20 protein-coding genes are annotated in these 21,418 nt (G+C 44.4%); 5 read left to right on the top strand and 15 right to left on the bottom strand.

The genetic code is table 11. The features are described 5' to 3' along the window. Positions 1-4 precede the first annotated feature (4 nt). From QVA83_RS12455 to cmoA, 5 genes are all read right to left on the bottom strand, one after another. Positions 5-1,228 carry a glycosyltransferase family protein gene (locus QVA83_RS12455; protein WP_014949682.1) on the bottom strand — a complete coding sequence of 408 codons (1,224 nt, stop codon included), beginning with the start codon at positions 1,226-1,228 and terminating at the stop codon, positions 5-7. Between the two features lie 12 nt (positions 1,229-1,240). Next, positions 1,241-2,050, bottom strand: a complete 810-nt coding sequence (locus QVA83_RS12450; RefSeq protein ID WP_287498508.1) for an HAD-IIB family hydrolase — start codon at positions 2,048-2,050, stop codon at positions 1,241-1,243. Continuing rightward, positions 2,047-2,919: a kinase gene (locus tag QVA83_RS12445; RefSeq protein WP_014976694.1), complete on the bottom strand. Its 873-nt coding sequence runs from the start codon at positions 2,917-2,919 to the stop codon at positions 2,047-2,049. Before QVA83_RS12445 ends, QVA83_RS12450 begins: the two co-directional genes overlap by 4 nt. Positions 2,920-3,013: 94 nt before the next feature. Then, a complete protein-coding gene (gene cmoB / locus QVA83_RS12440) occupies positions 3,014-4,012 on the bottom strand; it encodes a tRNA 5-methoxyuridine(34)/uridine 5-oxyacetic acid(34) synthase CmoB (RefSeq protein ID WP_014949679.1) in 999 nt (332 codons plus the stop codon). 53 nt (positions 4,013-4,065) lie between these two features. Next, positions 4,066-4,797, bottom strand: a complete 732-nt coding sequence (cmoA, locus tag QVA83_RS12435) for a carboxy-S-adenosyl-L-methionine synthase CmoA (protein ID WP_014976693.1) — start codon at positions 4,795-4,797, stop codon at positions 4,066-4,068. 173 nt (positions 4,798-4,970) lie between these two features. Between cmoA and QVA83_RS12430 the strand changes: the two genes are divergently transcribed. Continuing rightward, positions 4,971-5,606, top strand: coding sequence for a response regulator transcription factor (locus QVA83_RS12430; RefSeq protein WP_014976692.1), 636 nt, complete (start codon positions 4,971-4,973; stop codon positions 5,604-5,606). A 35-nt stretch (positions 5,607-5,641) separates the two neighbouring features. Here QVA83_RS12430 and QVA83_RS12425 read toward each other — a convergent pair whose 3' ends face one another. The 5 genes from QVA83_RS12425 to purM form a co-directional block, all read right to left on the bottom strand. Next, positions 5,642-6,355, bottom strand: coding sequence for a CAP domain-containing protein (locus QVA83_RS12425; protein ID WP_014976691.1), 714 nt, complete (start codon positions 6,353-6,355; stop codon positions 5,642-5,644). Continuing rightward, positions 6,339-8,801, bottom strand: a complete 2,463-nt coding sequence (gene fadE / locus QVA83_RS12420; RefSeq protein ID WP_014976690.1) for an acyl-CoA dehydrogenase FadE — start codon at positions 8,799-8,801, stop codon at positions 6,339-6,341. Before fadE ends, QVA83_RS12425 begins: the two co-directional genes overlap by 17 nt. Positions 8,802-9,187: 386 nt before the next feature. Continuing rightward, positions 9,188-9,949: a DUF3108 domain-containing protein gene (locus QVA83_RS12415; RefSeq protein WP_231506486.1), complete on the bottom strand. Its 762-nt coding sequence runs from the start codon at positions 9,947-9,949 to the stop codon at positions 9,188-9,190. Next, positions 9,909-10,559, bottom strand: coding sequence for a phosphoribosylglycinamide formyltransferase (purN, locus tag QVA83_RS12410; RefSeq protein ID WP_156078428.1), 651 nt, complete (start codon positions 10,557-10,559; stop codon positions 9,909-9,911). Before purN ends, QVA83_RS12415 begins: the two co-directional genes overlap by 41 nt. Then, positions 10,556-11,596, bottom strand: coding sequence for a phosphoribosylformylglycinamidine cyclo-ligase (purM, locus tag QVA83_RS12405; protein WP_014976688.1), 1,041 nt, complete (start codon positions 11,594-11,596; stop codon positions 10,556-10,558). Before purM ends, purN begins: the two co-directional genes overlap by 4 nt. A gap of 304 nt (positions 11,597-11,900) precedes the next feature. On the opposite strand from purM, the gene QVA83_RS12400 reads away from it, so the two are divergent. After that, positions 11,901-13,352 carry a DUF2066 domain-containing protein gene (locus QVA83_RS12400; protein WP_075178002.1) on the top strand — a complete coding sequence of 484 codons (1,452 nt, stop codon included), beginning with the start codon at positions 11,901-11,903 and terminating at the stop codon, positions 13,350-13,352. 6 nt (positions 13,353-13,358) lie between these two features. Beyond that, positions 13,359-14,096, top strand: coding sequence for a DnaA regulatory inactivator Hda (gene hda, locus QVA83_RS12395; protein WP_014949670.1), 738 nt, complete (start codon positions 13,359-13,361; stop codon positions 14,094-14,096). Between the two features lie 131 nt (positions 14,097-14,227). On the opposite strand, the gene QVA83_RS12390 is transcribed toward hda, so the two are convergent. The 4 genes from QVA83_RS12390 to arsC all read right to left on the bottom strand — a co-directional run bounded on the left by QVA83_RS12390 (position 14,228) and on the right by arsC (position 17,681). Further along, positions 14,228-16,195, bottom strand: a complete 1,968-nt coding sequence (locus QVA83_RS12390) for a hypothetical protein (protein WP_287498507.1) — start codon at positions 16,193-16,195, stop codon at positions 14,228-14,230. A gap of 43 nt (positions 16,196-16,238) precedes the next feature. Next, positions 16,239-16,661, bottom strand: a complete 423-nt coding sequence (locus tag QVA83_RS12385; protein ID WP_039220793.1) for a DUF2069 domain-containing protein — start codon at positions 16,659-16,661, stop codon at positions 16,239-16,241. Between the two features lie 76 nt (positions 16,662-16,737). Beyond that, the gene (gene wrbA, locus QVA83_RS12380) at positions 16,738-17,328 is read right to left on the bottom strand and encodes an NAD(P)H:quinone oxidoreductase (protein ID WP_061485949.1); all 591 of its coding nucleotides are present in this window, start codon (positions 17,326-17,328) and stop codon (positions 16,738-16,740) included. Further along, the gene (arsC, locus tag QVA83_RS12375; protein ID WP_061485948.1) at positions 17,328-17,681 is read right to left on the bottom strand and encodes an arsenate reductase (glutaredoxin); all 354 of its coding nucleotides are present in this window, start codon (positions 17,679-17,681) and stop codon (positions 17,328-17,330) included. Before arsC ends, wrbA begins: the two co-directional genes overlap by 1 nt. A gap of 218 nt (positions 17,682-17,899) precedes the next feature. Between arsC and QVA83_RS12370 the strand changes: the two genes are divergently transcribed. After that, positions 17,900-18,412 carry a TlpA family protein disulfide reductase gene (locus tag QVA83_RS12370; RefSeq protein ID WP_039227634.1) on the top strand — a complete coding sequence of 171 codons (513 nt, stop codon included), beginning with the start codon at positions 17,900-17,902 and terminating at the stop codon, positions 18,410-18,412. A gap of 17 nt (positions 18,413-18,429) precedes the next feature. On the opposite strand, the gene bepA is transcribed toward QVA83_RS12370, so the two are convergent. Next, positions 18,430-19,893 (bottom strand): beta-barrel assembly-enhancing protease, encoded by a 1,464-nt coding sequence (gene bepA, locus QVA83_RS12365; protein WP_014949664.1) that lies wholly within the window; start codon positions 19,891-19,893, stop codon positions 18,430-18,432. Between the two features lie 344 nt (positions 19,894-20,237). Here bepA and QVA83_RS12360 point away from each other — a divergent pair, with 344 nt between their 5' ends. Continuing rightward, positions 20,238-21,311, top strand: coding sequence for an AI-2E family transporter (locus tag QVA83_RS12360; RefSeq protein WP_069944412.1), 1,074 nt, complete (start codon positions 20,238-20,240; stop codon positions 21,309-21,311). Positions 21,312-21,418 lie beyond the last annotated feature (107 nt).

Raw genomic sequence — 21,418 nt, 5'->3', positions numbered from 1 at the left:
TTACTTACTCCATATATTCTGCAGTATCGGCTTCAACCGCTTCTAATAGTCGTTCTAAAATATCGGGTACCGCGCTGGTCACGCGGTTCCAGCTTGGTATAAACGGCGTTTCCATAGGGTTTTCTAAAAAGTTTTGCCCCGCTTTCATAATGTTACTGGCAAACATTTCTACTGCTTTCTCTTCGCTGTGAATGTCTAAGTTCAAGCCATTCATTACGGCGTCATTGTGGTAGGTTTCTATAAAGTCTAGTGCAATACGGAAATAGGTGGCTTTAATTGAACGGAACATTTCGTTGCTAAACGTATAGCCTTGCGTGGCAAGTTTTCTGAAAATGGCTTTGGTAATGTCGATAGACATTTTAGATAAACCACCTTGGTCGTTATTAAGCGATAAATCCTGATGTTTATGGTCGTAAATATCACATATATCTGCCTGACACAGGCGGTTGTGCGAATAGTTGCGGTGCATTTCAGACAGCACACCAATTTCTAAGCCCCAGTCACTTGGAATGCGAATATCGTTTAGTACGTCGCGTCTAAACGAAAACTCACCCGCTAATGGATAGCGGAAGCTGTCCATAAACTCCAAGTATTCGTTGTCACCCATTATGCGTTTTAATGCACGAAGTAATGGCGTAACAAGAAGTCGAGAAACACGGCCATTAATTTTGCCGTTAGCCACACGCGCATAGTAACCCTTACAAAACTCGTAGTTAAACATTGGGTTGGCTACAGGGTAGATAAGCTTTGCGAGCAAATCTTTGTTATAGGTAACAATATCGCAATCGTGTAGTGCAACAGATTCTGCTCGATTCGATGCTAGTACGTAGCCCATGCAGTACCAAACGTTTCGGCCTTTACCTAACTCCTTTGGCGCCAAGCCTTGAGCCTGAAGCTCTTCATCAAGTGCTTTAAGGCGAGGACCGTCGTTCCATAGCACTCTGTGATGCTGAGGAAGTTTGCCGAAGAATTTTAGTGCGTGTTTGTACTGCTCTTCATTGGCTCGGTCCAGACCGATGACAATTTCTGATAAGTAGGGCACGTCTGTTAATTCGTTGACGATATGTGGAAGTGCGTCGCCTTCTAATTCAGAAAAGAGCGACGGTAAAATAAGTGCCATAGGGCGCTTCTGTGAAAACTGTAGAAGCTCTGCTTCAAGCTCTTCGGTAGGACGACGAGCTAAGTTATGTAACGTAGTAACCACACCATTTTGATAAAAATCAGCCATGTGTCCTCCTGATCATAGGGATAGCAATTGAGTAAGCATTTCGTTCCAGCCTTCAGGGCCGGTTAGGGTGCTGGTATAGACCTCTTCTTTTTTTACAGCAGGTGGAGGATTTACCGGTGATAAAATGCAAATGGGGACGTGCGCTGCTTCAAGCATTGCAACGTCGTTCTTACCATCGCCAAGGGCAATAGTGTTAACTTTGGTGGTATGTTGCTTTTGATATTCATTGGCCAGCCACTTGAGAGCCTGGCCTTTATCGCAATTACCTGAAATATGAATGAAGCGGCCGCCTTCTAGAGGGAAAGCACCGCGATCTTTTACTACCTTTAAAAAGCGTTGTTTTTCTTCGTCAGTGCCAAGCCACAAAACCGGCTCGCCAAACTGGCGTTTGGCAGCAAGTGACGCTGACCTTTCGTCAAGCCCAGTACATTCCTGAATTTCTTGAATCGACATTTTTGAGAATTGTTTATACTTGCCGTCAAATTCGCTACCTATTTTTTCAAGTAGCTTAATCCAGTAATTTTTGTTTGAGATAAACGCCTTACACCAGTAGCCATCTATCCAAACCGTACCGCTGGGTTTTTGTTTGAAAAAGCCATGAGGGATGAAAATAGCGGCGCCATTTTCAATAATAAAAGGCCCGTCTAAACCAATACTCTCGCGCAGCGGTTGTAATTCAGCAAAGGTTTTGCTGGTAGTGGGAATAACGGGAATGTCCTTTTTTTCTAATGCCGTTAAAGCCGGTTTCGCCGCCTCGAAAGAGTAGGTATGGTGGTCTAACAGCGTGCCGTCCATATCGGTGAAAACAAGCGTTTTCGTCATCGTTTTACGTCCTGTTTAGTTATCGTTCTTGTTTCATCTAGATAAAACACGGTGTCGCACTTTTCAGGCAAGTGACTTAATGCGTGTTCAGTGATGCGTTGGTAGTGTTGCACAAAGTTTGCCACTTCTTCATCAGACATCACTCCATCGCTATCTTTTAACGCTTTTTGGGCGAGTTTATGTTCTTGTTCTAACCGCCATTGATACACACAGTCGAAACTCGGTGCTTTCAGCATAATGCGGTAGTCTATTTTGTCGAACAACGTCTGATAATCGCCTGCTAGTTCAGTGTTTACAAAAGAGCGCCAAATGCCCAATGGGTCCTCTACTTCTTCAAGGTGGTTTACTGGCCGTTTAAGTTCGCTAGATGTTTGCGCAATAGCGCCCACACACCATCCTTCAAGTATGATGAAATCGGGTGAAGATTCGATTACAGGCCACTGTTCTTTGGGGAACGGGTTATCTGTAGCTTTGTTAAAGCGGGGCAGCGATGTACGCGTGCCTTTTTCTAAACTGCGAAACGTATTTAACGCTAGAGGAATGTCATGAGTACCCGGTACACCACGAGTTGCTAGAAGCGGGTGAACTTTTATTGCTAGCGCATTTCGCTGCGACTGGTCGTAGTAAAAATCGTCAATTGAGAGTGATACCACTTTTTTGTTGTGGACCGAGGTAAGGAAGGACTCGATAAAACTGGTCAGAGTTGATTTACCTGAACCCTGACTGCCATTTATGCCCACGATAAATGGTTGTGTTGCACCGTCTTGGTGCTTAAGCAGTTGCTCACATAATGGGGTGAACCATTTTTGTGCAGTTTCTGCATAGGTACTTGGCAATTGATGCGTCGTTAGAAAGCCATGTATATCCATGTTGTCACCTTAATCAATGCAGAATTCGCACGTTCTTCTTGATTAAGATAACAACATTTGTGCCAATAGGGTAACAGAGGCGTGGTCTTACGACTTACTTCTTGTTAGCGACAATAACGGCCCTTTGTGGTGCAGGGTAACCTTCGATAGTGCGAGTAATATCTTCCGGATCGAGAAAATCTTTCAAAGATTGCGTTTCCATCCAAGGCGTTGCGCGCTGCTCATCTAGGGTGGTGTGGTTGATATCTACAACGCGAATATTTTCAAAGCCTAAGCGGCCTAACCAAACAGATAGGGCTGCAGTGCTCGGTAAGAACCACACATTTCGCATTTGTGCATAGCGTTCACCCGCCATCAATACTGTGTTTTCATCACCATCCACAACAAGGGTTTCAAGAACCAGTTCGCCACCTTTTCTTAGCTGGTCTTTAAGTTGCTGCAGAAACGCCATTGGGTCTTTACGGTGGTAAAGTACACCCATAGAAAACACAGTGTCGAAAGCTCTCAATGGCTGCATGTCTTCAATGCCCATCGGTAGAAAATGGATATTCTCGGAAGGCGCACTACTTTTACTAATAAATTGTTTAATGGCGTGAAACTGAATAAGAAACAGTTGGGTAGGATCTATACCTATTACGTTATTGGCACCTTCACCCAGCATGCGCCACATGTGATAACCACTACCACAACCTACGTCTAAAACGTTTCGGTCTTTCAGCGAACTAATATGAGGTGCTACGCGGTCCCATTTCCAGTCCGAACGCCACTCTGTATCAATATGAATTCCATGAAGATTAAATGGCCCTTTTCTCCAGGGCATAAACTGCTTTAGTAATCCTTCAATTTGTTTTTGGACATATTCATCTACGTCATTTTCGGTGCCAATGGAAACGCTTGAGGCTAAATCAACACAACTCGGCGACGTAGTCGGCAGCTTCGAAAGTAAACGGCACCATTTATCAAACTCACCGTGTTTAGCAGTTCGCTGCCAGGTGTCCATTTGTGCCGGCAGCGTTTGAAGCCAATGTGATAGCGGGCTGTCTATTAACGATTTGTAGCAATCGGTAAACCAAGTTTGTTCTAATTTGCTCATACTGTTCTTAATATGTGTTGGCGTTGCGGAAAGACGGACGTAGCGAGATTTGTTTAGCCTTTAATGGCAACCATAGACGTGAAGTTATAACATTTGTACCACATCACAACATCGGTAAACCCGACTTTTCTCAAGCGAGTATCATGCTCGTTAAATGTATCGGTTAGCATAACTTTTTCTAACGCGGCGCGCTTTTGGCTCACTTCTAGTTCACTATAACCGTTGTCGCGCTTAAATTGATGATGTAAATCTACCAGCAGTTCATTGCCAGTAAGGGTAGGGTGGCGTATTTTTTCTGATAGCACCAACATACCGCCGGGGTTAAGCCCGTCGTAAATGCGCTTTAATAACGCTTCGCGGTCAGCGGGGGGGATAAATTGCAAAGTGAAATTCATCACAACCAAAGAGGCATTCTTAATTTCTACACTTTGTGCAAACCCATGCTGAATAACAATTGGGTTTGGCAGTGTGAAGGTCTGTACGACGCGTTTGCAGCGCTCTACCATTGCTTCTGAAGCATCCACACCAATAATTTCACATGTATCGTTAGGTAAAGCTCTTGCCACAGATAAACTTGCAGCACCTAAGCTACAGCCAAGATCATAAACGACGGTATTGGGCGTAACGGCAATTTTAGCCAATTCGCCTATGGTGTGAACAATGGTTTCGTATCCAGGCACTGAGCGCTGAATCATATCGGGAAACACATCAACGACAGACTCGTCAAATTTAAAGTCATCTACTTTATTGAGTGCCTTTGCGTATATATTGTCGTGTTTCTTCACAGTGGGTCTTCAATTAACTAATTTGGGGCGCAATTTTACCGTTTGATACGTAAATGCCAATGGAAAACACCAAATTTGTTATATTTTGCGTGATTTTTCTGGTTTAGGGCTTTTCGTTAATGATCTAAAGTATTAATCTATACTCATAATACAATAAGGAAGCAGTAACGCTAATGACAAGAATTCTAGTAGCAGACGATCACCCATTGTTTCGCGAAGCTTTGAGCGGCGCGTTGGAACCTTACTTTGAAAACGCACAGATAATTCAAGCAGGAAGCTTGGATGATGCGATGGCGAAGCTAAACGAATTCGACGGTGTTGAGCTGATCCTTCTTGACCTTAATATGCCTGGCGGTGAATATTTTAACGGCCTTATCACGCTGCGTGAACAATACCCGAATATCCCTATTGGTGTTGTTTCGGGCAGCGATACTGTTGAGGTTGTCGCTCAAGTAATGAGCCTAGGCGCTCAGGGCTTTATCCCCAAAGTGTCGCAAACACGAGAAATTGCTCAGGCTATTGTAGACATTATTGGTGGCAAAAAGTGGCTTCCAGAAGGTATGGAAGAAGAACTAGAGAAAGTTGACGATGAACTTAAAGTTCTACTTCAGCGCTTCCGTGAACTTACACCTAAACAGATTCAAGTGCTTTCTTACTTACGCGCAGGCTTAATGAACAAGCAAATCGCTCACGAGATGAACGTTACGGAAGCAACCATTAAAGCACACATTAGTGCCATTCTTCGCAAGCTAGAGATCAACACGCGTACGCAAGCCGTATTGTTGATGGATAAACTCCAACTTAGCTAAACTAAGTATTTATCTAGTACTAATAAAAAACCGGATTAATCATCCGGTTTTTTTGGCTGTAAAATAATTTCACCACTTTCCGTGACGATCCCAAGACCTTTATCAGGGACATGGTCAAACTTCTTTTGACGCTTTATTAGAAGCGTAGTTGTTGTGTCATCCTTTAAGTCATTGTTAGACGTTTCTGTGTCAATCAGTTTGGTCAAGTATATAGCCCAGTATTCAACATGAGGCGTTGAGTAATCTTTGTAAAAGGCAATACCTATTTGATCTTGTTCTTGATAAAAAGGTAACTCTGCTAACAAGTGTTGACGGTGTGAAGTCGATGTTTTAAGTGCGTACCACACGTCATCAGCTGTTATATAACCACCAGCAAGGGCCTCCACTTGATTGCTCATCGCATCGCCATAATATTCTGGTAACGTTAAACCAGCATTGCGAATGCGAGTGTTCGGACTGCCGCCCAAAAAGTGAGACACCAAGCCTCTCTCAGCCATGTCTTTGGCTTTTGTTTCAGCCAGCATAACAAGCGTAGGATTACATTTTAGTACCGAACGTTGTTGACCTTTGTCGTTAGCAATTAATAAAGAGAGTTCTCTCGCCTGTTCGGTATTTCCGCAGGTTGTTTGATCGGCCAAGCAAAGGCTAGAAAATACGTAGGTGAGTGATGTAAATAGAATGCATCGTTGACGAAAAAGGCCGCGAGAGCGGCCCTTTTGTTTGGGTATGAAATTAAGCAGCTTTGCCACCTCGTTTCTTAGCAGTGGTGTTGGAATTAACCTTCGCTACTAATTCTTCGTGGTCGAAATCATCGACGTTGATAGTGCGAAGTCTTCCAGCTTCAGTCTTACGAAGTAGATTCGCTTCTTCTTCGTTAATAATTCCTTCTGCTAGCGCTTCGTCAGCAAGCACATCTAAACGGGTAAACGGTAGTTTAGCTTTTTTGTGCTTACAAATACGTTCGAAGATAGGCTCACTTGCTAGTACATCATCAAGAGTTTGCTCAAGATCGCCAAACAAGCTTCCTTCCTCACGGGTGAGGTACTGACCATAACCTAAACGGCTACGTGCAGTTGAAGGCGTTTGAAGCATTTGTGCAATAGCATGTTCTGTCTTGTCTGAAGGCTTACCAATACGTCGGCCAAACGGAATCACCATAACGCGAAGCGCTGCAGCGATTGCGCGGTTAGGGAAGTTAGCCAAGAAGTCATCAATTGCTGTCTCGATATCGTGCAATGTAGTTTGCATTGCCCAATGTAAAAGCGGTAAATCTTCTTTTAGACGACCTTCTTCGTCGAAGCGTTTAAGCGTTGTACTACCCATGTAAAGGCCACTTAGGATGTCACCTAAACGCGCTGATAAACGCTCGCGACGCTTAAGATCACCACCAAGCACACCCATAGAGACATCGGTTAGTAGTGCTAAGTTTGCACTGTAGCCTTGAAGTAGCTTGTAGTAACGCGCCGTTTCGTCAGTGAACGGTGCGCTGCTGAATGCGCCATTGGTTAACGAGAACCAAATACTGCGAACAGTATTAGCTACCGCAAAGCCAATATGACCGAATACCGCTTTATCAAACGCTTTTAACGCTTCTTTCTTGTCTTCGATAGACGCAGCTTCTATTTCCTTAAGCACGTAAGGGTGACAACGCATTGCACCTTGACCAAAGATCATCATGTTACGGGTTAGAATGTTTGCGCCTTCAACCGTAATTGATACTGGTACACCTTGATAGCCGCGACCAAGGTAATTGTTTGGCCCAAGCATAACGCCTTTACCGCCGTGAACATCCATCGAATCATTAATGATTTGACGCATCTTCTCGGTTAAGTGGTACTTACAGATAGCCGAGATAACAGAAGGTTTCTCACCAAGGTCTACACCCACCGTTGAGAAGCGTGTTACGCCATCCATCAAATATGCATTACCACCAATGCGCGCAAGCATTTCTTCAACACCTTCCATATGACCTACAGGCATACGGAACTGGCGACGAATACGTGCATATGCACCCGTTGCAAGAGATACTGATTTAGCACCACCAGCAGCAGATGAAGGAAGGGTAATACAGCGACCTACCGACAAACATTCAACCAGCATGCGCCAGCCGCGACCTGCCATTTTCGGACCACCAATGATGTAATCGATTGGAACGAAAATATCTTCACCCTTAATAGGGCCATTTTGGAATGGCGTATTGAGTGGGAAGTGACGGCGACCAATCTCTAAACCTTTAGTGTCGCGAGGAATAAGGGCACATGTTATGCCCGGCTCTTTGTTATCACCTAGAAGACCTTCAGGATCTTGAAGTTTAAAGGCAAGACCAATAACCGTAGCAACAGGCGCAAGGGTGATGTAGCGTTTGTTAAACGTTAGGCGCATACCCAACACTTCTTCGCCATTCCACTCGCCTTTACATACAACGCCAACATCAGGGATCGCACCTGCATCAGAGCCAGCTTCTGGGCCGGTTAATGCAAAACAAGGGATTTCTTCACCGGCAGCAAGACGGGGAAGATAATGATCTTGTTGCTCTTTTGTACCATAGTGCTGAAGTAATTCGCCCGGGCCCAATGAGTTTGGTACACCGACTGTGCTTGATAGCACCGCGCTTACGCCTGCAAGTTTTTGAAGAACGCGAGACTGGGCATATGCCGAAAACTCTAGACCGCCATACTCTTTCTTGATGATCATAGCGAAAAATTTGTGTTCCTTAAGGAACTGCCAAATTTCAGGTGAAAGATCAGCATCTTTATGGTTTATTTGCCATTCATCGACCATTGAGCACACTTTGTCACAAGGACCGTCTAAGAATGCTTGCTCTTCAGCAGTGAGTCGACCTTTCGGAATGCGGTGTAATTTATCCCAGTCTGGCTTGCCGCTGAAAATATCACCGTCCCACCATACCGTACCTGCGTCGATAGCTTCTTGCTCAGTGCTCGACATTTCAGGCATAACTTTGCGGTAGAAGGCTAGCAGCTTCTTAGAGATGTGCTGCTGTCTGATATTTGCAAGCGTGAACGGCAGTGTTAAAGCAAGGAACACTACCCAACCAAGCAGGCCGATGTCACCGAAAAGGGTGCCTAAAATCATAACACCTGCGCCCATGGCAACCGCTGTTACCAAGCTGGTTCGCTGATAACTAGCTACCGCTAGTGTCAGAACGACCAGTAAAAACCATATAAAATCTGCCATACTCCACTCCTGAAAGGCGTTAAACGTTACGCTAGTCTTAACTCGAGCATAGTGAGTTGCTTTATGAAAAGCAGTCACAGATCGAGGTCAGACCAGCATGCTGTAAACCTATTATTTAATAGGGCAAAGATCAAGATTTTTACATGAATATTCTATTAACAACGACATAAATAATAGGGTAGTGCGTTATCCGCTCTATAAGTATAGTCGTTGCTTATAAATACTGATTTAGAATGTGAATTGTGTTGCGAAACGAGAAGAGGTTACGTGAGGATGAGACAGCAACAGTGTAAATAAAAAAGCACGTCTGAATGCTAGTTCATAACGTGCTTTATTCAACAATTGTGAAAAAGTTGTTGAGACAAAAAACGGTTTATCTTTACGCTTTACTGCGTCTCAAACGATTTCAGTTTGATATCGCCCTGTTCATCGCCTTCTTTGAACTGTTGCAGACGAACTAACGTGTAGTTAAGTGATGGCGCAAACCAGGCAAACGTCTCACGCTTATTTGAGTCGCGAATAAGCTTAACTTTTACAGTTTCAATTTTACCGAAAGGTAAAGACAATACCTCTTCATCCACCACTTGAACGCCGTAGTGACGAAGTTCGCCACGATAATTCACGAAGTGGTATTCTAGCGATGTCTTACCTTCCGCTAACTGCTTTGCAAGGTCAATACGATAAATTTGGTTATCAAATTCACCGTTCCAATCAAATGTTTCGCCATTCTCGACTGCAATTTTGCCTTGTCCCTGATGACTAAACGTTACCTTAAGCTCTTTATCAGGCCCTGTGCCAGAACGATTATAGTAGTACTCAGAGGGTACGACGGTATTATCATTAACAGTAAAAATAGAATGTTCACTGCGTTTGTCAGACAAGAAAAACTTAGACACTTTTGACGTGTAAATTAGAGAATACTGTTGATCACCTAATTTCGAGAGCTCAATATTCGCTTCGCCTACGTCGTCACCCCATTTGTATGCGGTATAGGTTGCCTTGTAGGGCTGAAGCGGTAGCTCTGCGCTATCAGTATTTTCTGTACTAGGGTTTGCTTGCGCGGCTACTGAAAGCGATGCTGCTAACAGTGCGCCTAAAGCAAAAGGCTTAGTCGCTTGCATAACCAGATTCTGGTAATTCTTGCTCATCTAAAACTGCCTTATTGTTTCGCATCGATAATCGGCCTGCACTAAACCAAGATAGCACAAGCGGATAGATACGACGTTCTTGTTCTTGAACACGCTCGGCCAGGTCGCTTGCTGTGTCGTCTTCAAACACAGGTACGCGGCTTTGAATGATAACAGGGCCGCCGTCGAGCTCCGGTGTAACAAAGTGCACGCTAACGCCGTGCTCCTTGTCTCCATTGTCGATAGCTCGCTGATGCGTATTCAAACCTTTGTACTTCGGCAACAAAGATGGATGAATGTTCACTAATTTTCCAGCAAAGCTGTCGACGAACTCCGGTGTTAAGATACGCATAAAGCCCGCAAGAACAACACAGTCTGCGCCAAAAGCCTCAATTTGTGCTTTGAGCGCCCAGTCATAAGACTCTCGTGAATCGAAGCCTGTATGATCTAAGCAAACCGCATTGATCCCGGCTTCTTTAGCGCGTTCCAGACCATAAGCAGTAGGGCGATTACTGATCACGCCGCTGATTTCCGCATTCAGACGGCCTGCTTTTATTTCATCGATAATGGCTTGTAAATTGCTGCCATTACCTGAAATAAGTACGCATAGTTTGGTTACACTGTTACTCACGCGTTGATCTCTACTTGCTCTTCGCCATCTTTTGCTGCGATATCACCAATAACCCAAGCATTTTCACCGTGTTGTTTAAGAATATTCAGTGCAGCATCGGTATCGCTTTCGTCAACAACGATTACAAGGCCAACACCACAGTTAAACGTGCGGTACATTTCGTGGCGAGTCACGTTACCGTTTTCTTGTAACCAAGAGAAGATTGCAGGCCATTCCCAGGTGCTTTCATCAATAACCACTTTCGCATCTTCAGGTAGCACGCGAGGGATGTTCTCCCAAAAACCACCGCCCGTGATGTGAGAAATAGCGCTTACTTGTACTTCTTCAAGCAATGCCAATACCGATTTAACATAGATGCGAGTAGGCTCAAGAAGTTGGTCGATGATAGGCTTGCCGTTTAGGTCGGCGTTTACATCTGCACCACTAACTTCAATGATCTTCCTAACTAATGAGTAACCGTTTGAGTGAGGGCCCGATGAACCAAGTGCAATTAGTTTTTGACCTGGTTTAACGTTAGTGCCGTCAATAACCTTATCAGCTTCAACCACGCCTACGCAGAAGCCTGCAATATCGTAGTCGCCATCGTGATACATTCCAGGCATTTCGGCTGTTTCACCACCAATTAAAGCACAACCTGCTTGCTCACAGCCGGCGCCGATGCCGGTAACAACCGACGCGGCTACATCAACGTCAAGCTTGCCAGTTGCGTAGTAATCTAGAAAGAATAGGGGCTCAGCACCTTGAACAATAAGGTCGTTTACGCACATTGCTACTAAGTCGATACCAACACCGTCATGACGGTTAGCATCCATAGCAACTCTTAGTTTTGTACCCACGCCGTCAGTACCTGAAACAAGTAGCGGCTTTTTATATTTAGTAGGCAGTTCACAAAGTGCACCAAAACCACCCAGGTTACCTTTTACTTCTGGTCTATGGGTTTTCTTGGTAACAGATTTAATGCGTTCAACAAGTTGATTACCTGCATCGATATCTACGCCTGCATCTTTGTAACTTAAAGAGGTTTTATTTTCGCTCACGGTTGGGCCCTGAAACTAAGAGGTAGAAAACCGCGGATTCTACCAGCAAGTCGTCACAAGTCCAATTTGTGAAGGCTATTTTATGCGCTTTTTGATCTTTTTTATTTTAGGGGTGAAATTAAACCCAATATAAAAGACAATAGAAGGCTATCTTTTGGTGAACATCTTGCTTGATAAAATGTCTCGCTCTAAAAAGTAGAGTGAATTGCGCGCAGGTTAGTCCAAGTTTACCGTATATAGGTAAACGAGATTAACTGACGATTCGATAGGTAAGGAATTGATTTTAAGAGAGTATGGAGTGTCAATGTTAACGGCAGTAAAGCGTAACACCAATGGAACTAATTTAACGAGAGTTAGCTTGAAAGGCATTCTGGGCATTTCATTTCTTGCTGCGCTGACTTACGCCCCCTTTATAAATGCGGCTCAACGCGTTGTGGTCAACGAAGCGCAGATTCAAGTTGAAGATCAAACTCAGCGCACCCAACAAAACGCGCTTAAAAAAGCATTAAGGCAGGTTTTTGTGAAGATGTCGGGCAGCACAAGCGTGCTCGATAATGCCGGTGTTAGAGCAGCGTTATCGTCGCCTCAATCGCTGCTTCGTTCCTATCGATTTGCTTTTGACAAAGGTAGAACGTATTACGTTGCGGAGTTCGATCAAGCAAAACTCAATGAACTTCTTCAGCGTGAAATGCTTCCGCTCTGGGGTGATAGACGCCCTGAAACGATAGTGTGGCTTGCGCAGGAAGACGAAAACGAAACTCGCATCATCTTAGACGAATCTCTCAATACAGAATTACAACATACGCTCAAACAAACGGCGAAAGAACGAGGCGTTCCATTAAGCTTGCCTCTAATGGACCTTACCGACAATGTAAATATTTCTACCTATGATGTGTGGGGACGATTTGTTGAGCCTTTGCGCAAAGCATCTACACGCTATAGCGTCGACAACATTATTGGTGCCAGAGTTTATCGTAATGACGCGAGTGCAATTCCTGATTTGCCGGAAAATGTTGTGCCTTCTGGCACAGTAGAATCTCTTGATAGCGTGCTAGATGAAGAAGCACAGTTTAGAGCACAAACTGATGAACAAAGTTTCGATGAGCGAAATCCGCGTGTAGATAATACGGACGCACAGCGCACTTTTTCAGATAACGTTGAGTCTGGTGCGATGAATAACGGTGTTGATGCTCAGTTAAACGACGGTTATGACGCTACAAACCAAAACTTAAATAATGCTGACGGAACCTCGGCGAAGGAGCTGGCGCAGGAAGAGAGCACAACGATGCCGTTCACCATGAACGAGTTTGCCAACTATGCGAAGCGTGCCGATGAAGGTGACTATGCACTAGACTGGGTGTTCGTTGGTGGCGGTAAGGTTAGCTATGGCAGCATATACGGTGATTCGCCCGAAGCTCTTGGCAATCAGTTAATCGATGCCTACTCAAATTACTTATCGTCGCTTTATGCCATCGTAGGAATCGAAGCGTCTGAGCGAGAAGTTATCAAGGTATCGATTGCCAATATTGGCTCGGTAAAAAGTTACGCCAGCGCTACTGACTATTTAAATAGTTTAAGTGTGATTGAAAACGCTACACTAGTAGAGCAATCTGGTTCTGTTGCCACGTACTCACTTACATTAATTGGAACGGTGGACGATTTACTTAACAGTATAAAACTAGAAAGCAAATTACGCCCCGTAACCGATTCGTACGGACAAACCGTGAAAGGACACAGTTTCTATTGGAGCAATTAATTTAGCATGCAGCTGCCTTTGCCTGTCACGCTACCTGTTGACGAAAACTTCGATAGTTTTGTCAATACGGGTAACGAAGAAGTAGTTTCAGTCCTTGAGCAGATTGCAGATGCGCTGCCACACTGGCGCGAGGCTCCTGAATTGGGGCCTTTAGCATCGCTTCAGCTGCCTTTGCTTACTTTACTAGGCAGTACCGCTATCGGTAAAAGTCACTTATTGTTTGCCACTTGTCATCAACTAGCCGAAAAATCGGTTAGTCACCTTTATTTAAATCTTAATAATTACGAAGCGTGGTCGCTCGATATTTTCGAAGGCCTAGAGAATCTTTCGTTAATCGCATTAGACAACATTCACGCGATAGCGGGCGATTTACGTTGGGAAGAAGCGTTGTTCGATTTGTTAAACCGAGTGATTGAGACTAAACAAACCATGGTACTTTGTTCTAGTCACCTAGGCCCATCTAACCCGGCTTTTGTTTTACCTGACTTGCGTTCTCGCTTGGCGTGGGGGGTTATTTATCACGTAAACCAACTGGATGACAATGGTCGTGAAGAAGCCGTGCGCTTACGTGCAGCGGAACGTGGATTAAAGCTATCAAACCAAGCACTACAGTTTCTTTTGCACCATAGTGAACGAGACCTAAAAAGCCTCATGTCACTATTAGCCCGTTTAGACACACGCTCACTCCAAGAACAAAAACGCTTATCCGTGGGCATGGTTAAGCGGGAGCTTAACCTAAGATAGTCTAAGCGGGAGCTTAACCTAAGATAGTCTAAGCGCGAGCTTAACCTAAGATAGCCAAAGCGCGAGCTTAACTTAAGTTAGCCAAAGCGCGAGTTTAACCTGCGTTAGTCAAAGCGCTGCTGTGTTGCCGTTTATTGTTCTTTTCTTAAACTATGAGCGCTTGATGTGGTTCTAAATTCTTCTGCTACCGTCATTAGAGTTCCATCGGAAGTAACCGAATTGTTTCCGCCTTTCTGTAGCATTAACTTATCGCTCGCAGACTGTACGTTTGGATTTGTACTAGACGCAGAGTCCCGCCAGGTAATATCGTTCGGAAGGAGATAAGGGCTTGGAAGTGACGCTTGAATAGCAGGTACATCGAGTTCGGGTAAAATTCTACTTAATACGTAATCTACGCGCATAGTAACGTTATCATCATTAACACGGTTTCTCTGAGCCCAAGTGGGAATGAAACTGCCGTCTTCCAGTGTCTCTCTTGTAAATACGCCTACATCCGCTTCTGCCTCAAGCCGGTAAAGCATCATGAAGCGCTCGAATAACATGGCGAGATCTTCTCGTTCCGTAAAGTAAGAATAGAAAGCAACCGCACCATCATCCTCAAACCAATTTGCCACTTGTAGCGCGGTATAATTTCGCTGCGCGCTTGAAGCGGTTGCGCCGCCGTATCGAACTTCGGCCAAAGCATGGAGTTGTGACGACGTAAGGGGCAATGAAGTTGTTAGCCCCGTAGAAATGGGAGAGCTGTCATTATAAGACGACAGTGGGCTCGCGCTATTGCTGAGTTGTTGCCATTCGGTGTAGTCGAAAAAGTCATTGGCGTGAGCTAGCTCGTGGTATAGCAAATAGCTTAATGCTGCTTCTACGTCGCTCACATCACGTGGAAGTCTATCTGCTACGTTCGCTGTGCTGATATTAGGAAAATAATAGGCCCCGTTTTTTACGTAGCGCCATGACGTCGTAAAATCGAGATCACTACCAAAACCACTTCTATAATCTGGGCGAGTATTTAGCGTGTCTCGCTCTTGCGGTGTGCGCCAAAAGTTGTTGGCATCTAAGTAAATGGCACCAGTGGCAACCCAATAAAATGACGGGCGGATATCGTAAGAAATCACAATCGCGTTAGTTGCGCGTAGTAACTTAAGCATGTCATCACGGGTTGCTGAAGTTTCTAAATACGTTCTAAATGCATCGCCCATCCACGGATGCGAGACGTATGTTCTATCTAAAATATCATCGATAGTGGGGCTTTCGGTGACTTGGCCAATCAGTGGTAGCTGAGAGAACGTACAGCTGTTTGAAACCTGATTGTTATAAACACAATCAACAAGTGCCGACGCGTAAGGGCTGTCGGCTCTATAGGGCTGCATATGCGCGCTTACCGTTTCGGGAATACTTGTCTCGTCATCTACAAAAAGGCCGCTATTGTTAATGTCGATGTTTTTCACTAGAACTTGCGCGCTATCGGTTAACACCTCGCCATTTGAGAGTGTAACGGTACTTTTTATTTCAATGATTGTGTCGTTGCTGACTTGAGGCGCTTGAAAATATATCGAATGAGAATAATCGCCATCATCAAAGTTGAAGTCATTGACGATTGGTCCAGACGTTTGTTGCCACGTGATATTTGAGATTGTTAACCCTTGCGAGTTAACGGTGTCAACGCGAAGAGAAACTCTGCCGCCTTCGGATGCCTCATGACCCAATCGTAATGCGGCAATTGGCGCGGTACTTTCGTTCGTTTGTAACGTTATGGTGTCTGTAAGCGTTGTGCCATTTTCTAAGTTAACGTTTACGGCGATATCAAAGCTACCTGAAGAGGTAACATCAAAGCCGATAGCCTGCGTGTGAGCACTGAGAGGCTGCTGTGATACGCCTGAGACTTGCCAATCGATATCTACAATAGCGTGGCCAGTAGGCGAGGCGACAGCAAAGTCGACCGCATCGCCTACAACGGCGTTTGTAGGGCCTGAAATGCTAATGGTTGGAGGAATGGAAGGAGTGCTTGGGGCTGAACTATCGCCTGAACCAGAACCTCCACATGCTGCAAGTAACGATAATGATGCGATTACTAATGTAAGTTCAGGCAAATGGCGTGTCATATTAACCCCTTGGCAGCATGTGTTTTCGCTGTGTATTACATGGTCATTGTTGACCTTGCTCAAAGCGTGCTTTTTCTTCTTGCATCTCTTCTTTAAGCTTTTTAAGGCCCAAACCCAATTCACGACCACGTTTTCTAGCAAACGCACTACAGCCGACAAACATACCCGTGCATAGAATAATCTCTACCACTGCATACCAACGTTCATCAGGTACAGCGTATGCCACAGTGCATCCGTGAATGAGGTAAAACAAAACGACAAAATTGGCCCATGCGTGAGTATATGGCTTGCCTTTTAATATACCCCAGTAAGGTAACAATAAAGGTAAAATATAAAACAAGGCAATAAACAAAGGAGAGTAAGTATGCTCTTTAGTAAATGTAAATTGCCACAGTGTTATCCATACGATTAACCCGGTGTGGCTTATAAGTGCGAGATAGCGATAAAAACGCGTATCTGGTGCCATGGTAATGTCTCCGAAACAATTTGTTTTTTAATGTTCTTTATAAAGTCTACGTTTTATGCGCCAAATAACGTAACTGTTAGGCGTTGTCAGCTAGCTTTTTAGCGAACATTGCAAGTCGCTTACCCTGAGCAATGCATAGCGCTTTTTCATCTGCACTCAATTGCTCTGGTGCACTCAAACTGTGATGAGCGACGTGTGTTACACCGTAAGGGCTGCCACCCATTGTGGTGTTGTGTAGCGCAGGCTCACTGTAAGGTAGCCCGCAAATCACCATGCCGTGATGGATAAGCGGAACCATCATGGAAAGTAATGTGGATTCCTGGCCGCCGTGCATGGAAGAAGAAGATGTAAATACACACGCAGGCTTGTCAATCAACGCGCCTTTTAACCATTGACTGCTTGTAGAATCCAAAAAGTGTTTTACTGGCGCTGCCATATTGCCGAAACGCGTAGGACTACCTAACGCCAGGGCACTGCACTGTTCGAGTTCCTGAAGGGAAACCTCGGGTACAGCACTAGATGCCGCGTCATTAGCTGCATCGCTGATACTCTTGACTGTACGTACTATCACAGGAGCACCTAATGACGATACACCTTGGGCGATGGCATCAGCTAATCGCTTTGTGCTGCCGTTGCGGCTGTAATAAAGTACGAGAACAGGTTGCACTATACAATTTCCAAAACAGATTCGGGTGGACGACCAATTCTGGCTTTCTCGCCGCTAATAACAATTGGACGCTCTATCAACTTGGGCGTGTGAGCCATAGCTTCAAAAAGCGCATTGTCAGACAGTGCGCTGTCACCTAAGTTAGCATCTTTATATTCTGCTTCTTTAGTACGCATCATATCTCTAACCGATCCAAGGTTAAGTTTTTTAAATATCTCTTTCAGTTCTTTTGCGTCTAGAGGCTGCTTTAGGTACTCAACAATAACAGGCGCTATACCTTGCTCTTCAAGTAATGCTAGGGTTTGTCTGCTCTTTGAACAGCGAGGATTGTGAATAATGGTAATGTCTGTCATAAATACTCTTGTTCATGATTATATGAATTGGCGCGAACTATTGCGTTTTTGCCATAGAATATCAAGCAGTTTACCGATAACGGGTAATAAATTCGTACTATTCTTTGTTTACAGCATCGTTTCTGGAAAACGGTGCTTAAAAAGCGTGGTTGAATTTATGTTAGTGCGCGAAGTAAGAATCTGGCACTATGAAAAAATAGTCAAAGTTAGAAGGTTATATGTTGTTGTCACAGCCAAAAAGCAATGCAGGAAAAATAAAGCCTATACTCTTTCTAGTGCTGTTAGCGCTTGTTGCGTTTGCCGGTGCATATACGTATCAGCGTCTTCAACATGACTTTGAAACATTAGATGGAACTGCTTACCTTTGGCAAGATCTTGAGGGGAAGTGGGTTGTGGTAAATTACTTTGCGCCATGGTGTGCACCATGTCTACGAGAAATGCCTGAGCTCGTCACATTTAATCAGTCGCTACCTGACGATACCCGTCTTTTTGCTATTAACTACGACCTTAAAACGAAGCCTGAACTCAAAGCCATGGCTGAGAAGTTTGATATTGATTTGCCTGTTATTATAAGTTCACCAGACACTAAACTGCCCATGCAAAAACCCCCTTATTTGCCAGCGACCTTTATTCTTGGACCTGATGGGAAAATAAAAGATACGATAATGGGAGAAATTACGGCAGCGCATCTGCGTCAGCGCCTAGCTGAATTAAAAGGCGCTGACGAATAGCAGGGAAGTGCGATGGTCTAGAGTCGTTGTAAACGCTCTTCTTGGTCGCGAAATTGTTTTATTCTCGCTCTGATTCTTTGTTTTTCAAGGTGATCATCGCCTGCGAAATTATACGCATATTGAAGTTCGTCAACCGCGCGGTTATAAGCACCATACAATGCATATACTTCCGCTTTGCTCTGATGCATTTGCGAGAAACGTTTCGACTTTTGATACGCCTCACTCATCAACTGATGTGCCAGTTGATAATCTTTTTTAACCAGCAGGAAATCTTTAAGTAGAGACACCGCTTCTTCATATTTGTTTGCGCTTATGTAAGCATTGGCCTGGTTCAGCGCCAATACTTGATTTCTAGGGTTATGCGTAACGTGAGGTCTTAGCATTTCAACGGCTTTTAAAGGCTCACCTTGAGAAATATAGATATCTGTCATAGCGTCGAGATAAAAGAGGTTTCCTCTATCTTTTGCTATTAACTCATCCATAATGTCTTTGGCTTTTTCGATTTTTTCGGCGCGCATATAAGCAAGCGCTAAACCATATAATGACGCTTCTTTACTGCGCTGTACGTCTTGAGCCACGGCCGCTTCGAAATATTCTACAGCGTAATCAGCTTTAAACGAGTAGCGTGCCTTTATACGTGCTTTAGCCAACTCGAATTGCTTGTTAATGGGTAAGTAGCGTCTAGGGTAGTCACCAGCGCGATTTCTCGCATCAGCAATACGGGTTTCGGTTAAAGGGTGAGTGAGCAGCCTTGCGGGTGGACGAGAAACCATGCGGTACTCTTCCGCCATGGTAGAAAAGAATGAAGCAGCCGCACTCGGATCGAAGCCCGCACGAGCAAGCATTGCGATACCAATTCTATCGGCTTCTTGTTCATTTGAACGGGTATAGTCGATTTGCAATTGTGCAGAGGCTGCGGTTCCCGCCTGCATGGCCGCAATTCCCGCTTCTGGGTTGGCCATAGCAATTAGCACCCCGCCGATAAGTGACGCCAAGGCTAGGGGAGATGAGCGCTGCTGCGCCTGCATACGTCGCGCTATGTGGCGTTGAGTTACGTGAGAAATTTCGTGCGCTAGCACCGAAGCCAGTTCACTTTCATTTTCAGCACGACGCATTAAACCCGTGTGAACACCAATGTGACCGCCAAAAAACGCAAATGCGTTAATGGCATCATTATTTACCCAGAAAAATTCAAAAGGAAATTTGGCGTTGTCAGCATGGACAACCAATCGGTTGCCAACATCCTGTAAATATTCATCCAGCACCGGATCTGAGATTACAGGACTTTGACCGCGCATTTGCCGCATTACGGCATCGCCTACAATCATCTCTTTATCAAGCGATATGGCGTCTGACGCAACAACACCTATTTCAGGTAACGCATTTTTATTGCTGTAATTGGCATCTTGTGCAACAGCCGTGAGGCTCGATGTGAGCACGAAGGAAAGGGCAACCAAAGATGCTGAAAACTTTTTTCTCATGAACCTACAATCATTGTATACGGTTAATACTGCTTAATCCTTAGAGCGCTAAGTTGCTAAACAGTTTCAAATTTTATTTTTTTCTTATATGCATCATTTTCGAAGACACAAGGCAATATCGCCTATGCCATCTCGTCTATGACACGTCAGTTATACCAATGCGACACAAACGCATCCAGTTTATTCTTTTACTGTTGTAACAACCACTCTACACATTAATGCTTATACTGTAAAAACATCATACCAGTTTGATTTTGAAAGATTCTTAAGTGCTACTTATTGCTAAGTGCTAGCGCTATCAACTATGATGCGTGTCCTATTCTTAGTAATTTCTAGGCGTTTATATGATTAGCGTTTTTGGTCGTTGGTACCGACGCAAATTTTCTGATCCTGATGCAGCAATGTTGCTTATCTTGATCCTTTTGACCACGGCAGTGTTGCTATTGTGGGGCGGGCTAATTATGCCTGTGTTGGTTGCAGCAGTGATTGCGTATTTACTCGATTGGCCAGTCTGTCGCTTGGTAAATGTCGGCGTAAGTAGAACGCTCGCCTGCGTCGTTGTAATGCTCGGCTTTCTCACTATAACCATATTAACCTTAATTGGCCTTGTTCCAATTATATCCAAGCAAAGCGTTAACTTGATTCAAGAAACGCCGCTAATATGGCAGAAAGCACAAGAATGGATATTAACGCTTCCGGACAAATATCCAGATTACGTTCAGGTATATCAAATCCATCAAATGATGGAAGGTTTAAATGACAAATTGGTAGAGGTGGGCGAAACCCTTATTTCTGCTTCGTTTAGTAATATCGCCAACTTAGCTGCGTTGCTCGTTTACGTTATCCTCGTACCGCTTATGGTGTTTTTCATGCTAAAAGATAAGCTCTTCTTTTTAGACAGCATATCTCGCTTGCTGCCTAAGGAGCGACGCTTAATTACGCAAGTTGGTCACGAAATGAACTCTCAAATTGCCAACTATATTCGCGGCAAAGTGATCGAGATTATAATTGTGGGCGCGGTGAGCTGCGTAACGTTTGTATTGATGGACTTACGTTATGCTATTTTGCTTGGCGTATTGGTGGGATTTTCAGTACTTATTCCGTACATAGGTGCAGCAGTGGTTACTATACCCGTGGCCGTTGTCGCTATGTTTCAGTGGGGTATTTCACCAGAATTTTGGTATTTAATGATAGCGTACGGCATTATTCAGGCGTTAGACGGTAACTTGTTGGTACCGCTGCTATTCTCGGAGGCGGTTAGCTTGCATCCGCTTTATATAATCGTTGCAGTATTAGTGTTTGGAGGTCTTTGGGGTTTCTGGGGCGTATTTTTCGCTATTCCTCTCGCTACCCTCGTGAAGGCGGTAATTACAGCGTGGTCTAGTAACCCCGTTATTGTACCCGAAGAGGCAAAGTAGTTATTCCCATTTGGCGAACCAGTCAGCGCCATCCAGTACGAGATTCAAAACGAGTACTGATTCAAATAGGCGTTATAGGTAAACACTGATACGAATTGAGTAAGTAT

The sequence above is a fragment of the Alteromonas sp. AO-Serp genome (genome assembly GCF_017849675.1).
GTDB classification, from domain to species: domain Bacteria; phylum Pseudomonadota; class Gammaproteobacteria; order Enterobacterales; family Alteromonadaceae; genus Alteromonas; species Alteromonas macleodii.
Note: the sequence above shows the minus strand (reverse complement) of the source record. Positions and strands in the feature narration are given on the sequence as shown.